The sequence below is a fragment of the Frankia sp. AgB1.9 genome, from assembly GCF_016786355.1.
Lineage (GTDB): Bacteria > Actinomycetota > Actinomycetes > Frankiales > Frankiaceae > Pseudofrankia.
Window position 1 is genome coordinate 47,874 of record NZ_JADWYX010000052.1, and the last position, 15,375, is coordinate 63,248.

General features: G+C 68.5%; 8 protein-coding genes. 5 read left to right on the forward strand and 3 right to left on the reverse strand.

The window, feature by feature from the left end; genetic code table 11:
• Positions 1–215: 215 nt before the first annotated feature.
• Positions 216–497: a hypothetical protein gene (locus I6A60_RS21445; RefSeq protein ID WP_203014895.1), complete on the forward strand. Its 282-nt coding sequence runs from the start codon at positions 216–218 to the stop codon at positions 495–497.
• A gap of 347 nt (positions 498–844) precedes the next feature.
• Here the strand turns inward: I6A60_RS21445 and I6A60_RS21450 are convergent, their stop codons facing one another.
• Positions 845–3,457, reverse strand: coding sequence for a tetratricopeptide repeat protein (locus tag I6A60_RS21450; protein WP_203014898.1), 2,613 nt, complete (start codon positions 3,455–3,457; stop codon positions 845–847).
• A gap of 597 nt (positions 3,458–4,054) precedes the next feature.
• Here I6A60_RS21450 and I6A60_RS43645 point away from each other — a divergent pair.
• Positions 4,055–5,584 (forward strand): restriction endonuclease, encoded by a 1,530-nt coding sequence (locus I6A60_RS43645; protein ID WP_203014900.1) that lies wholly within the window; start codon positions 4,055–4,057, stop codon positions 5,582–5,584.
• A 247-nt stretch (positions 5,585–5,831) separates the two neighbouring features.
• On the opposite strand, the gene I6A60_RS21460 is transcribed toward I6A60_RS43645, so the two are convergent.
• Entirely contained in the window at positions 5,832–8,819 is a 2,988-nt protein-coding gene (locus I6A60_RS21460) for an NB-ARC domain-containing protein (RefSeq protein ID WP_203014903.1), read from the reverse strand.
• Positions 8,820–9,072: 253 nt separating this feature from the next.
• Positions 9,073–9,858, reverse strand: coding sequence for a hypothetical protein (locus I6A60_RS21465; protein WP_307873792.1), 786 nt, complete (start codon positions 9,856–9,858; stop codon positions 9,073–9,075).
• Positions 9,859–10,478: 620 nt separating this feature from the next.
• Between I6A60_RS21465 and I6A60_RS21470 the strand changes: the two genes are divergently transcribed.
• From I6A60_RS21470 to fxsT, 3 genes are all read left to right on the forward strand, one after another.
• Positions 10,479–11,192, forward strand: a complete 714-nt coding sequence (locus I6A60_RS21470) for a helix-turn-helix domain-containing protein (RefSeq protein WP_203014908.1) — start codon at positions 10,479–10,481, stop codon at positions 11,190–11,192.
• A 159-nt stretch (positions 11,193–11,351) separates the two neighbouring features.
• Positions 11,352–11,543 (forward strand): integrase core domain-containing protein, encoded by a 192-nt coding sequence (locus I6A60_RS41900; RefSeq protein WP_307873793.1) that lies wholly within the window; start codon positions 11,352–11,354, stop codon positions 11,541–11,543.
• Between the two features lie 519 nt (positions 11,544–12,062).
• Positions 12,063–14,741, forward strand: a complete 2,679-nt coding sequence (fxsT, locus tag I6A60_RS21480) for an FxSxx-COOH system tetratricopeptide repeat protein (protein ID WP_203014911.1) — start codon at positions 12,063–12,065, stop codon at positions 14,739–14,741.
• Positions 14,742–15,375 lie beyond the last annotated feature (634 nt).

Sequence of the window (15,375 nt, forward strand, 5' to 3'; positions counted from 1 at the left end):
TGCGAACCTTCGCAATGCCGCGACGAGGCGTGCTCGTCGGGGGCTGCCAGGCATGTTCGTTGCGGCGGTGCAGCTGTGAGGTGGCCTTGAGGGATTCGAGTGGCCCCACCTTCCGACTTGAGCCACTCGGCGCCATTCGGTTGACCACCGGGGCGGGGTCGACTCGGCTCCGCGGCGACCTGCAGATATTAGAGACAAAGGTCGGGGCCGATCCCATGCTCGTGCTCCAGGGCATCGACTACCTCGTCTGGGCCAACGTGCCCGCACACCGGGAACGGCTCGCCGCCCGCCTCGACATCCATCCCGATGTTCCGATCTCGTTGCGCTTCGTTGTCGGCGCGCCCTCCACGGGCAAGGCCGGCATCAGCCCGCACACGGCAGCACAGGTCCGGTCCCTGCGGAAAACTGTGGCCTGGCGGTTCAGCACCGTGACCGGCTGGCAGACCGACCAGCCCCAGACACGCCACGAGCCCCCGCGCACCATCCCGAGCCTGTAGCAACGGTCGGTAGCCCGGGGTCCCTGGAATCATTAGCCCGAGGAGCACAGTACCTCTGAGGTCACCCGTCCAGTAGCTGGCGACTGGCGATACAGGCCGTGCCGAGCTTCCGGTCCTTCGGCTCGGCGGTGATAAGCGCCGCCATTCTCGTTGTGTGAGACGGCCGGGATGGTGTCGGAGGTATGCGCCCAGACTCGCGACGTGGCTTCCTTTCCGCCCTTACGGCAGCGTCTGAGCTTGGCCGCTCAGGAGGCCAGACGAGACCGGCACGTGGGCCCGCGCACAGGGCCTGACAAAGCGCGCCTGAACCCGTTCCGGCGTGATTCCTCGCTGGCCCGGGGTCACGCCTACCCGGCCAGGATGGCGGCGAGCCCGTCGTGGGATGCCCTGGTCAGCGGGTGGTCGGGGCCGAGTGCGCGGGTGCAATCTGTGGCGGCGGAGCGGTATTGTATATGTGCCTCCGCGATGTTGCCCGCGGACTGGTGTGCGTGCGCGAGGTCGTTGCGGCTGCTCAGCGTGCCGGGGTGATCTGGGCCGAGAACGTTGGCTCGTTCGGTCAGCACCTGTTGGAAGAGCGCGATGGCCTGGCTTATACGTCCGGACGCCTCGAAGGCGTGGGCGAGACCGCGGCGAGAGTCGAGGGTGTCCGGGTGAAGCGGACCGAGGATCTGTTCCCGCTCTTGCAGAGCCCGTTGATGAAGATCTGTGGCCTCCTCGATACGGCCTGCGGTAACCAGCGCTCGGCCAAGGTCGTGGCGTGAGGTCAGAGTGTCAGGGTGGTGGGGGCCTAGGATCCGTTCACGGTCGGCCAGAACTTGTCTGTCCATCTCGACGGCTTCTTCGATGCGGCCGGCGAGTTCGAGCGCGCGGGCCAGGTATTTGCGGGTAGTGAGTGTCTCGGGATGGCCTGGCCCGAGGACACGTTCGCGGGCGTCGAGGGTCGGGGTGAAATGGGTGATCGCATCGGTGACTCGGCGGGCGGTCACGTAGACGCGGGCCAGGTAGGTGCGGGTGATCAGGGTGTCCGGGTGCTCCGGCCCGAGGACGCGTTCGCGGTCGGCCAGCGTGCGCTCCAGCAGAGCGATCGCTTGGGCCAGCTGTCCCGTGGCCCGGTGGGCATAGGCGAGATCGTGGCGTGAGCTGAGCGTGTCGACGTGGTCGGGACCGAGAACGCGTTCGCGGGCCTCGAGTGTCCGTTCGTGCAGGGCGACGGCTTCGGCGACGCGTCCGATCTCTTCGTAGGCCTTTGCCAGGTTCCGCTGGGACATCAATGTGTACCGGTCCTCGGGCCCGAGGGTGCGGGCCCTGTCGGCGGCGTTGGCCTCATGCAGTCTGATCGCGTCGGCCAGCCGGCCAATGGAGACATAGCCGTTGGCGAGATGGCTCCGTGACGTCAAGGTGTCCGGATGATCGGTACCCAGGACGCGCTCGCGGTCAGCCAGCGTTCGCTCGTAAAGGGTGATCGCATCGGCGAACTGGCCGTGTTCCGCAAGAAACGTCGCAGTGCGGTCGGCAAGCCGGCAACTGTCGTCGAATGCCTGCCCGGTTAGCAACCGGGCGCGGCTCGCCACCGCCAGGGCGTGCGGTAGCAACTCGCGCCAGCGCGGCCAGCCGGCGGGATTCCCCCGGACACTCGCGGGAAGCGCCGCAACGAGGCACGCAGCGAGGTGGCCGAGACGGGCGGCGTACCGCTCGGGGGCCATCGCACGGCGGGACGCCGCCGCGATGAGGCGGTGCACGATCAGCGTCTGGCCGTCCCGGCGGGCGAGGTTGTAGCCGACGAGCGCTCCGACCGTTGCCTCCCAGGCCGCTGGATCTGCCGCGATCGCCGCGACCACGCTTCCGCCGAGCTGCTCAGGCCGTTCGGTGAACAGATTCAGGGGAACAGGTTCCGGGTCGCAGAGCGCGCAGAACTCCAGCAGCTGCGCCGCCGCTGGCTGGCTCACACACAGCCGATCGACAGACAATGTCCACAGCCCGGCGATCGTGCGGGTGGGACCATCCACGGCGTCGGTGGCGTGGCCTTTGTCGAGCATCGCGTCGAACCGGTCGGCGAGCAGCCCTTCGTAGATCTCGGCGGGGATCAGGGTCTCGTCGATGAACCCCGCTGCCTGGTCGATCGCAAGCGGAAGATCACCAAGAAGGTCGGCGATCCGATTGCCCGCCGCAGCGTCCAGGTCCGGCACACGCGCAGTGAGAAGCTCCACCGAGGTACTTCGGTCGAAACCCGGCACCGAGATCGCTCGTCCCAACCTCCGCGCGGCCCGTGACCGCGACGTCACCAGCACACGGCCACCGCCGCTCGGCCGGAACCGGGCGACAACTGTCGGGTCCTCAACATTGTCAAAGATCACCAGCCATGAAGGGACGGTGGCCAGCACCGACCACACCCGGTCCGCGCCCGTCCCCTCGGGCAGACCCAGCGGGACGGCAAGCCCGGCGAGGTGCTGGCCCACCAGTTCCGGCTGCTCAGCGGGCACCCACCGGACCACGTCGAAGCTGGCTGCGTGCCGATGCGCGAACTCGATCGCGAGCGATGACTTCCCAACGCCGCCCATACCCTCCAGGACAGCCACGCCAATCTGCGCCGGCTCCGCAAAGATACTGGTGATCATGGAGAGGAGGTCTTGTCGGCCGACGAATCTCGGCAGCCGTCCGGGCAGGTTCCAAACGATCGGCCCCAAGGGGCTCGCCCAGGCCCTCGACGGCGCCTGGGCCAATGCGGTGTTCCCGGGGAATCGCCGCGCGGCGACGGCGAGCAGACGGGAGGTGCCGTCGATCACGGCGCCGTTGGCCAGCGCTCGTGACACGGCCGACCAGAACACCAGCGCGGTCGGTGCGCTGAGCGGAACATGACCGGCAGGAAATCCCGCCTCGTCGAGAATCTGGCGGGCCGCAGCCGGATCGACGAGAAGCTCGGCAAACGCCGCGACCTGCGCGCCCGTCAGCCCCCCATCCACGTGACGCTCCCGATCAACTCAGCTCGAGCCCCGCGCCAGCATGAAGGTGAGCATAGCCGCGCCCGGTGACCCTCCGTCTCGAAACAGCGACGCCGCGGACCAGCCGCATAGACACCTCATGCAAGGCCTGCCCCGACGTGTCCACCTGGCACGACGGCACCTGACCCAGCGACCACTCCGCGAGTGTCAGCGCCCCGCGCGCCGCGACGACATCCGGAAACTGCCGCCAGAGTTCCCGGACCTCGTCGTCCGAGTGGCCCTCCGCCACCGGACGCCACCTCCGCACCGAACCGCCACCGGCTCCCGAGCACCGGAATCTCATCCTGACGGCGCCCAGGCACCTTCCGGCACTTCCGTCGGATGCGAGCTGCCGAGCCGCGTCGAAGCGAAGATGTAGGCCTTGAGGATCATCGAGGATCAAGCTGCGGTAGCAGCCGTGGTGGTCCCGGGAAGGTTCTCCGCCCTGATCGGCGCCTGAGGGACCACGGACGGCATTTTGGCCGCACGTGCCTTTTGCGACTTTTCGGAGCGTTTCGGCGGGGTCAATAGCCGTTTGAAAGACACACATGGGCGGCAACGGCGCGACACAATGCGATGGTGGCTGCCGCGAACGCGAGAGACCAGGCCAAGCAGGAACGCGAACGCGAGGCCGCGCGGGGGCGCGAACGCGCGGCGGCGGTCACCCGCGCCCTGGAGTCGCGTCTTATCGGTCTCAGGACGCTGCTCAGGGGCGTTCTCGATGAGGACCCGTATCTGCCGTTCGACAGCTTCAAAGAGCCGCTGTCGGTGACCGAGTACAGGCCGCCGCCGAGGCTGTCCACCCCAGTACCTGAGCCGAACTGGGAATCGTTCCTGCCGGCACCTCTGACCGGATGGAGCGTGCTGTCACCCGGCCGCCGCCGCGAATACGACGCCGCCCTGGCGAAAGGCCAGGATGACTACGCTCAGGCCCTCGCCGCGCATGACGAGGACGAGCGGCTCCGCAAGGAGAACCTGGCGCGGGACCAGGCGGCGCACGACCGGGCGGTCGACCACGAGCGGGAGCGGGTCGCCCGCCAGCACCGCGCCGTCGACCAACTGGCCGGCGACTTCGCCGCCGGGAAGCGGGCGGCGGTCGCCGCCTACTTCCGCGAGGTACTGGCCGTGCAGCGCTACCCCAGCGACTTCCCCACAGGCGTCCAGGCTTCCTACTACCCGACCGGACGCCAGCTCCGGGTACGCGTCGACCTGCCACTGCTGGCGGCGATCCCCGAGTTCGTCTCCGCCGAGTACCAACCCATCAAGAAGGAGCTTCGACACAAGAAGCTCAGCCCGACCGACCGCAAGAAGCTCTATCAGCTGGTCGTCGCGCAGATGGCGCTGCGCACGGTGCGCAGCGTCTTCGCCGCCGACCGGTCGGGGATGGTCGACGACGTGGTCTGCGACGGCTACGTGGACACGGTCAACACCGCGACGGGCCAGGACGTGCGCTGGTGCCTGGTCAGCGTGCAGGTGCCCCGCGACGAGTTCGCGGTCCTGGTCCTCGACGCCGAGCAGTTTGACCCGGTCGAATGCCTGGGCTACCTGCACGCGAAGGTCTCCCAGACCCCTGAGAAGTACCAGCCGGTCCAGCCCGTTCTCGACTACCCCTGGGACGACCTGCCCTACGCCGCGGAAACGGACGCGACCGCCGACCTCGACCAGGCGCAGAACCTCGTAGGTATGAACGGCTACGAGTTCGAGCGCCTCGTGCTCAGGCTCTTCAAAGCGATCCCTGAGTTCGACGAGGTGCGCCCCACCCAGGAGCGGCGCGACGGCGGGATCGACCTTGTGGCGGTCAACAAGACCCCTTTCGTCGGCGGTCGGGTCGCCATCCAGGCCAAGTGCTACGCACCGCACCGCAAGATCGGCGTCCCCGCCGTCCGGGAGATCATCGGATCTGTCACCCAGCGGGAGTTCACCAAGGGGATCATCATCACGACTTCCGGTTTCACGCCAGCCGCGCGCGAGGAAGCCGAGCGGCTAGGCGTCGAGTTGTACGACGGCGAGCGGTTGCTGTGGCTGCTGCGCCACCACCTGCACCGCGAATACACCATCGTCGACACCGAACGGCGTAGGGCCCCGTTCAAGTCCCCGCCCGCGGGGTAGCGATCATTACGCCCACAGTCCGCGGGAGTGCGCGGGCGCACCGGCGCTGGCCCCATGGCGCTGCTCGTCCACGCAGCTGGGACGAGCGCTATCTTGCCTCAGTGGGATGCAGCTGGACGGTCAGGGGCGCTGAGCTGGGCGATAACCCGCCATGGCTGACGACGGATCGAGATGTCGACGGTGGCGTTCCTTGCGGTCGCAAGCTGCTCGCCATGGTCGGCCCGGGTGTCGGACCCTTTCCGCAGGGTTAGGGCCACCATTGCCGGGCGCGAAGAACGGAGGTTGCTGATTCGGCTTCCGCGTCTGGGTGGGCAGCGGCTGCGAGGATCGTCGGCAACAGATCGAGGACGTGGCCTCTGCCGCTGATCGCGGCGGCCTCGAGTGCGTGTCCGAGGAGGTGGTCACGTTGTTCTGCTGGGAGATCGGCCACGAGAGCGGACTTGATGGCCACGGACGCCGGCGGCGAATAGGAAAGGCTGCCCGCGCTCATCGACTGAGACGGCCGCAAGGTCGGCAGTAGCCCAGCGGGTGGTGACTCCAGCCATCGCATGGCTGCCTGATGGCTGGACCGGCTGGCAGCCGGCGGCAGTCGGCTGCCCGGCGCCGGTATCGACTTCTCGCCGTCTGGCAACAGCGCCTGGGATTTGATGCGGGCGAAGCTTGCCGGGCTGTCGATGGCGGTCGCGGCGGCTAAGGCGGCCTCCAGGAGGTCAGAGGGAAGATATGGGGCCAGGCCAGACAGCGCCAACGACCGGCAGTTGGCGTCGTTCAGGGTGCTGACAACGCCGAGCGTCTCGTCCAGGAGTTCGGTGGTCAGGTGAGGTGCGAGGGCGGCGAGAGCTGCCGCGCGCTGGTAGTCGTCGTCGATGGCGGTCGCGGAGGCTAGTGCGTGGGCGAACACCGGGGTGCGCTGATCGGTGGGTAGCTGCAGCGCGAGCGAGAACAGTGCTTGAGCCCGGTCTGGAGCGGTGGGGATCGCCATGGCTCGCGGCAGGACGTCAGCGAGTTCGACGTCGCGTCTCTCGTTGAGACGCTGCGATGTGTCTGCCGGGGCCTCTGGGCCGGGGCGCGGCGTGCCGGCGGCGACAACCGCGGCTGGGGTTCGGATGAGAAGGTGCGCCGGCAGGCACGGCACGATGGCGGTAAGCGCATAGATCTGGTCTGCGGACTCGTCGATCGTGAGCGCTGCTCTCAGAGCGTCGAGCAGCTGATCGGTAGGCAGGTAGGGAGCCAGGCTCCTGAGCGCCACGGACCGTCCGTAGTCGTCGCGGATGTCGATGGCGGCGGTCAGCGCGCGGCTTGTGAGTTCCGCGGGCAGTAACGGTGCGAGATCGGACAGGGCTTCTGCTCGACTGAGTTCGTTGGTAATCGTGGCGGCTGCGGTGAGCGCTTGATCCAGTACGTGAGTGCGCTGCTCCTGCGGCAGGTGGGGTGCTAGTCCTGACAGCGCCCGCGCCCGGCTCGTCGACTCGGGTATCAGCTGGGCGTAGGCGAGCGCATGGTGAGGCGTCCAGATTCCAGCCTCGACAACGCGGAGCAGGAGCGATGGGGGGATGGTGGCCGCGCGGCTAGTGACAGAGCCGATGTAGAGCGCGTAGCGAATTTGCCTAGCGAGTCCGCTCCGGTCGTTGGAAGCGAGACGTGCCTTGGCGTCCTCCCAGGCGGCGCGGACAGCCGCCAGGTAATCGCTGGTTCGACCGAGCTTCTCATGGACCGCGTACCAGAGGTTCTGGGGGCCGTGCACGGTGGACAATTCAAGCTCGAGCAGTTCATCGACGAGGTCCGGGCGGCCAGCGTCGAGCAGGTGACCAACCAGCTCTGAAATCCCGTAGAGAGCTACATCATCGATTTCCGTCGTTCTCGGCAGCAGCGGCAGCCCGGCGGACAGTCCGCCCCAGTGGGCAAGCAACTGGTCTGCGAGGATCTCGTGACGTTCGGCGAGTGCGCGGGCGCCGAGACGGCCGCGGGCGTAGTCGAACAGCAAGTCGTGCAACGTGACGGTCCGACTGATCGGGTCCCGCTGGACGAGCGAGCGCTGGACGAGCAAATCCAGCAGATCGTCGGCGTCGAGGTCGTCGATCTCACCGGTCGCTTGCCACAGCAGGAACACGGCCGCTGCTGGTATGGGTCCGCGTCCCTGGAATACGGCGAGATCGAGAAAGCGGGCGGCGTGCTCCCGCGAGAGGGCGCGCACCGAGGCGTCAAGCGCGGCCAGGAGATCGAGATGCGGGTAGTGCTCGAACTGCGCGGATAGCCTGGCGAGGTCAGCGCTGCGGAGTCGTTGAACGGCCGTCTCCCAGCGCCGTCCCTCGCTGACCATGCCTCCGATAACAGCGAGTGCGAGCGCGAGGCCGCCGCAGCGGTCCACGATCGTCGTCGCGATGTCCGGAAGTTCGCTGATCGACCGGCCGCTGTACGCAGCGAGGATCCTCCGCGAAGTCTGGTCGTCGGCGGGGGCGAGCTCGTGAACGTCGGCGTCAGTGAAAAGGGTGCCGCGGTCCCGGGTCGTCACCAGAAGCCGCGTGCGGGCGGGCATCCGCAGGAACCTCAGGACGTCGATGCTCCAGACGTCATCAAGCACGATCAAGCAGTAGGCCCCGGCCAGCACCGACCGTAGCCTGCGGACCGCCTGGCCCGTCTCGACGACGGGTTGTCGGTCTCCAAAGGCAGTGAGGATCAGCGAGGCGATCGACCTCAAGTCGGGCTGCTGACCCACGTCGATCCACACGATCCCGTCGGGAAACGCGCGGCGAACAGCCTCATCGCACACCACTTGGCGGGCCAAGGTCGACTTGCCCGCGCCCCCCATCGCGACCAGACCAACAACCCGTGCTCCGCCGCGATCACGCTCAGGATCAAAGTGAGGGCCGGCGAGCAGAGCACGGACAGCCGCCGCGTCTTTCGGCCGAGGCACCAACCGGTGCGGTAGCGCCGGCAGGAGATGCGGATCGGGGCACCGCCGCCACGATGGCCCCTGAGCGACGGCTGCGGCGAAGGTCCGATTGCCAGGGAACTCGATCGACGCCGCCGCAAACAGCCTTCGTCGTCCCTCGACCAGCTTTCCATGTTTGATCAGCTGGGCGACCTGCGACCAGAAGCTCTCGGCATCGAGGGCCGACCACGCAGGCTGGCGTCGAGCGGGAAGACCAGCGGCCTCCAACAACCGGCGGGCCGACTCCCGATCGGGAAACGCGTCGGCGAGCGCCTCGATCTCGTCACGGGTCAGGTCGTCCACCGAGAGCCACCCCCGTGACACACGCCAAGCCCACCCGCCGGACATGAACATTGTCGCATCGCGCAAGGGGCGAGGGAACGGATTCCACGTATTATCAACCGTTCCTGGAGAATGGGTCCGGTAACGATCTTGTGGTGCCCTAGGTGTGAGGTGCCAGACCGCCGATGAAGGCGGCGTCGAAAACGACGCTGTGAACTTCGCGTCGCGGTCGCGGATGAGGAACCGGAACGGTGGCCGCGGGTGGCAGAGCGTTCTACCCGGCGGTGGGCAGGAGTTCTGGATCAATCGACCGGTCGGGGAGGCGGCTCCGGCTGTCGGCTCTGAGTTGTACGACGAGCTCGCGGGCGGTGCGTGCGCCGACGTGGAGGCGCTTACGGAGGGTCTCTGCGGAGATCGGGCGGTGGTGTCTTTCCCAATGGCGGGCGTCTTCGGTGCGGGCGCGGCGAACAAGGTCCGGATCGGAAGCGCCTGTCTGGCGCACGCGTGGACGGCCGCCTACTGCTGTCCCTGCGGGCTGCGCCGGAATGTTCCAGGCTCGCGTGGCGCGGCGGGCGCCAGAATCGGCCGGGGCGTCGATCGGGTACTTAGGAGCGGGCAGGTCAATCGGATCTGGAGCGGCCGTCGCGGTCTGCAAGCCTTGGAGGAGGTCAGGGGCGATGTGGGACCAGCCGATGAGCAGGGTGCAGCCGACGGCGTCGAAGGCGGCGCGGCCGTAGTGGCCGTCGAGGATGGGCTGTGCGGTGTTCAGAGCGAGTGTGACGAGGCTACAGAAGATCAGCAGATGCTGCGCTGGGCGGATCTGCGCGGGCTTGGCACCAGCCAGGGCGAGTTGGCGAGTCGCCACGAGCAGGGCGACAACGGAGAGATCAACTGCCGGCGCGACCAGAGGTGCGATGTAGCCGGGGACGCCGAGTCGGAGACCCAGTGCCCAGACGTTGCCGAGCCCGAACAGGAAGCTCAGGGCGACGACCACGGCGATCAGCAGGGTGACCGCGCGGAGGGCCAGCGGTGGCGCGGCCTGGTTGGCCGAGAGCGTCACGTGGGTGGGGTTCACCGGCCGACTCCGGCAAGGTCTGGGTGGATGAGTTCACCGGGCAGGCGTACCGGTCGTGGGGTAGTGGTCCGGGTCGTCCCGGCGTCATTGCACGCTCTTTGGCGCCCGCAGGAGGACACGGGCGATGCGGTAGAGGGGATGCGCGCTGCGGTGGGTCGTGCCGCCGACCGCCGTAGGTCGGCTTGGTGTGCCCGGTGTGTGCCCGGACGTTCCAGACAGGCCTGGCACGGGTTGGCAGCGGCCGGCACACGGTACATGTGCTGACCGGCCAGAACGTCACCACTCGTCATCGGATGTCACCGCCTAACAGCAAATATGGCCGTCTCTTAATCTGCGGGTTCGGGTTGGAGTCCCATGGCGGCGCACCCGTTCTGACCTGGCCATATAGCTCACAAGCTATATGGCTCTCGTCGTTGTGGGCATGGAGATGGGGCACACCTGGGTCACGGGCGTGCCTGTGGGAGCCCGATATTCGGTCGCGGGTGCTGACCTGGGATTTTGGCTGCGGACGGAGCGGTGCCGCGTGGCCCCGACTGCGTCGTCTCGGCGTGGCCTCGTGGCCGTCGGCTGTCCGCGCGGCGACCCCGGGTTTCATGATCACGGGTGTGACGCTGCGGTTGGTCTATCTTGCTCTGCGCTGGCTGACGGGCTGGTTGGCGCTGTCGGCACGTAGCTCCACGTCGAAGGACGCCGAGATCCTCCTTCTGCGCCATGAGCTGGCCGTTCTGCGCCGCCAGGTCACTCGACAGCGGTTGACCTGGGCGGACCGGGCGGGGTTCGCCGCATTGGCGCGGCTGCTTCCCCGCAGCTCCTGGCCGGATCTGTCGGTGCGGCCGGAGACGGTCCTGCGCTGGCAACACCGGCTGGTCCACCGGCACTGGGCCCAGCCGCACCGCCGCGCGGGCCGGCCCTCGATCACGGCCGAGGTTCGTGCGCTCGTGCTGCGGCTCGCTCGGGAGAACCCCAGGTGGGGATACCGGCGTGTGCATGGCGAACTGGTCGGGCTGGGCTACCGGATCGGTCCCTCCACGGTCTGGAGAATCCTGAGACCGGCCGGACTGGATCCCGGGCCCCGGCGCGCCGGCCCGACCTGGCGCCAGTTTCTGCGTGCGCAGGCCCACGGGATTGTTGCCTGTGACTTCTTCACGGTCGACACGGTGTGGCTGACCCGGCTGTACGTGTTGTTCTTCCTCGAGCTCGACCGCCGTCGCGTCCACCTCGCCTGCGTTACTCGGCATCCACCGGAGCCTGGGCTACCCAGCAAGCCCGCAACCTGCTCATGGACCTCGACCAGCGGGCCTCCCCCGTCGGCTACCTGATCAGGGACCGGGACACGAAGTTCACGGCCGCGTTCGACGTGGTGTTCACTGCCGAGAACATCGCGATCCTGCGTAACCCCCCATCCAGGCACCAATCGCGAACGCTACGCGGAACGCTGGGTCGGTACCGTCCGCCGCGAGAGCCTCGAGCACCTGCTCATCCTCGGCGAGCATCACCTGGCCGCAGCGCTCACCGACTATGTCGATCACTACAACGCCCACCGGCCACATCGATCACTCGACCAGCAGCCACCAGACGCGCCCGGCCCGCTGCCGGAACCCGCCGCCGCAGTGATCCGACGAGACCGGCTCGGGGCCTCGTCCACGAATACCTGCCGGCAGCCTGACTGAGCCGCCCCGGGCATCCACAGACCGCAATCCAACGCCGCGCTCCACCGCGTCGTGATCACCCCGCTGCGCTTCGACCCACGAACCCGCGCCGACCAGCAACGACGCCTCGCAGAAGGCAAGACCCCACGCGAGATCGTCCGACGCCTGAAGAGATACGTCGCCCGCGAGATCTACAACGCCATCCCACACACCTCCGCCAGGCCACTCCAGCCAGTTGACAACACAGGGGCGTCAGCGCCCCGGTGTGCGAGTGGGTGCGCTTGCCAGCCTTGCCCGTGGGAACGGTGTGCGGCCGAGAGCCGTCGTTCCGATGGTCGTTCTCGGCGCCTGAACCTGGGCGATGCTGGAATGGTCGGCCGAGCTTCGCCCGTTATCGACCGGGCGCCGGCGGCGGCGGTAGACTCACGCGGGTCGGACATGCATAGCCGCGCCTTACATGGCGACCTCCTAATAATCCAGCTGTCAGGCAAAACCGGCGGGGGTACATTGAACGGCTGGCACCAGCCTCCAGACGCGGAGGTGGATTTCTTCATCTCCTACGCGGGCGCCGACCGCGCCTGGGCGGAATGGGTCGCAGGTGAGCTGGAGGCGGTCGGTCGGATTGTGCGGCTGCAGGCATGGGACGCCATGCCCGGGGCGAACATAGTCGCCTGGATGAACAGTCAGGTGGCCGCGGCTCGACAAACGATCGCCCTGTACTCTCTGCCCTATTTCAGGTCGGATTGGTGTATGGCCGAGGCGACCGCCGCCTTTAACCGCCAGGCCTTGCTGCCCATGAGGGTCGAGAGCTGCGATGTCCCGCCGATCCTTAGTACGACGGGGTACATTTCGCTCCACGGGATCGATGAAGAAACGGCCCGCGACCGGCTGTTGCGGGCCATCGACGAGCGAAAAGTCGAGCGAAGAGCGAAGGCCGGCTTTCCTGGCTCACCGCGCCCGCCGGCACCCCGCGGTTCGGTGCCGTTCCCGGGCGCGATGCCAGACGTGTGGAACGTACGGCCGAGACCTGTGTGGTTCGTCGGCAGGGAAGCGCTCCTGTCGACGATCTACGACAGGTTTCGGCTAGCCGACGATCGCATCGTCTCCCAGGTCCTGACCGGCGGTGGGGGATTTGGCAAGACGCAGCTGGCAGTCGAGTACGCCTACCGGTTCGTGTCCCGGTACTCGCTGGTGTGGTGGGTCGACGCCGCGACCGCATCGTCGATCGTCGAGTCGCTCGATCGCTTGGCCGACGCCCTGCACCTGCCGCACGACCCCGATCACGAGCGGCGCGCCTGCCGGGCGCTGCTGTTGTTGCGCGAGCAGCCGAGCTGGCTCGTCACCTTCGACAACGTCGACGACCGCCATCTCCTCGCTGCCTGGTGGCCGACTGGCAGTAGCGGCGACATTCTGATAACGGGCCGGAGTCGCGTTCTGGGTGAATTCGGCCACGTACATCCGGTCGGACCGTTCCTGCCGGACGAGTCGGCGGAGCTGTTACGACGCCGCGGCGTCCGTCTCTCGGACGGGGAGATTCGAGCCGCCACCGAGACGCTTGATCACTTGCCGCTGGCAATCAGCCAGGCGGCGGCATACCTGGCCTCCACTGGTTTCAGTGCCGACATCTATCTGAGGCTGGTCGAGACCTCCATGGCAGGAGCATTCGAGGACATTCCCGCCGACTATCCGGCTGGCTTGCTGGGTTCGGTGGCCACCGCGGTAGACCGGCTCACCAGCAAGGAGCCGGCGGCGGCGCGGGTCCTCTACCTCGCCGCGTTCCTGGCGCCCGCTCCGCTACCTCCCGGGCTGCTGAACAGCATGATCAAAGTGGCGCTGCCCGACGTCGAGCCGGTCATCGGGGCCGGTCGGGTCCTGCGTGCCATCGAGTCCCTCGCGCTCGGGCAGGTCGCGAGCGGCACCTTCGCGCTTCACCGCCTGACGCAGGCCGCGTTGCGTCACCAGCTTGGCACCGCGGGACGGGAAAGATATGCGGGTCAGGCTCAGGACCTGCTGGTAGACGTGCTGCCGGCCGCGGCGGACGATCCCAGCGCTTGGCCGCTGTTCGCGGTGTTGACCCCGCACATCGAGACCCTGTTTGATCACCTGCCGTCGGCGGGACTTCCACCGTTCCGGGCCGCTGTGCTCGCCGTCGCCGACTACTTGACGGCGACCGGCCAGTACGCGACCTCCGCGTCGCTCGCCGGCGCCGCGGCCACCCGATGGGCGACCCTCGACGGGGCCGAGGACAACCGAGATCTCCTCGCCTCCGCGCACCGGCGCGCTGAGGCCCTCCGCGGTGGTGGTCGTTTCGCCGAAGCGGAGAACCTCGACCGCGACACGTACCAGCGCCGAGCCCGCCTGCTCGGTGCGGAACATCGGGACTCGCTGCGTTCCGCCGACGCGCTCGGCCTCGACCTGCGTGGCCTCGGCGACCGCCCCGCCGCGCGGGACTGGCACGCCCGGGCGCTCGCCACCGCGCGTGCCATGCTCGGCCCCGACGATCCCCAGACCCTGGACATCGCCGCCAACCTCGCCGTCGACCTGCATGGCCTGCACGAGCTGGCCCCCGCCCGTGAGCTGGACGAGGACACCCTCACCCGTCGACGGACGGTCCTGGGCGCGTCCCATCGGCAGACACTGGCGTCGGCGCGCAACCTCGCCCGTGATCTACGAGCCCTCGACCAGCACGCTCAGGCACGTGACCTGGCGCGACAGACCCTCGACACATCGCGGCAGGTGCTCGGCCCCGACCATCCGGACACGCTGCTCGCCGCAAGCAGCCTGGCCGTCCTGCACTATGCCCTCGGGGATCTGGCCGCCGCGCGCGACCTCCACCAGGACTGCCTGACCAGGTCGCGGCATGTCGTCGGCCCCGACCACCCCAACACCCTGCGCATCGCCAACAGCCTCGCCGTCGATCTCTACCGGCTCGGCGAGGCCCAGGCGGCCGGTGACCTGCACCGCGAGACCCTCGACCGCTACCACCGCACCCTCGGCCCCGATCACCCCGAGGCCTTGCACGCCGCCCACAACCTCGCCCGCGACCTCGACGGCCTCGGCCGCTACGACGAGGCGCTCGACCTGTCGCGCGACACGCTCGAACGCCGCACCCGCGTCCTCGGCCCGGACCACCCGGAGACCCGGCGGACCGAGCAGTTCCTCCAGCGCGTCCAGAACCGTTCTGGCACACCGGACGGAACCGTTCCCGAGGCCACCTGATCAACCACTGTAGCCGCTGGCGTCAACCATCGGCGGGCTCGCACCCAGACTCCGGGTGCAGCGACCGGGCAGCCTCCAACAGCCGAACCCGCCCGCGCGACACAGCCCCGTCCGACAGCAACCGCGACACCGACGCCCAGAACAACAGACCGTTCGGCGCGTCCCACGGACGTCGCCCTCCGGGATACCCGCCAGATCCAACACCTGCCGCGACGACGCCGCATCGCCAAACAGAACGGCGAAGGACTCGATCTCCTCGCCAGACAGCCCGTCTGCCGACTGCCCGCGGTCAACCCGCGTGCCGCAGGCGAGTAATCAGCACCTTGCGATAGCCGTCAGGCTACGGTCCGCTCGGCAACCGCGGCTGGCCTAGCGACCTCGTGGCCTCGGGCGGACCGCTGAGGCCGCCGAGCTCCTGCGCGACACCCTTGCCCGGCAAACCACGGTGCTCGGCCCCACCCACGCCGAGACCCGCCGCGGGGGCCGGCCCCCCCCCCCCCGCCCCCCCCGCCCCCCCGCGCCCCCCCCCGGGGGGGGGGGGGGCGCCCCCCCCCCCCCCGCGGTTCTCGCGGAGACGGAAGACGCTGGTAGCGCGTTCTTCGCGTTCTTCGTCGAATTGATCCGCGCGGGTGCC

Bases quoted from the DNA above. Each gene is read 5' to 3' on its own strand.
- I6A60_RS21445 (WP_203014895.1), top strand. From the start codon at position 216: ATGCTCGTGCTCCAGGGCATCGACTACCTCGTCTGGGCCAACGTGCCC.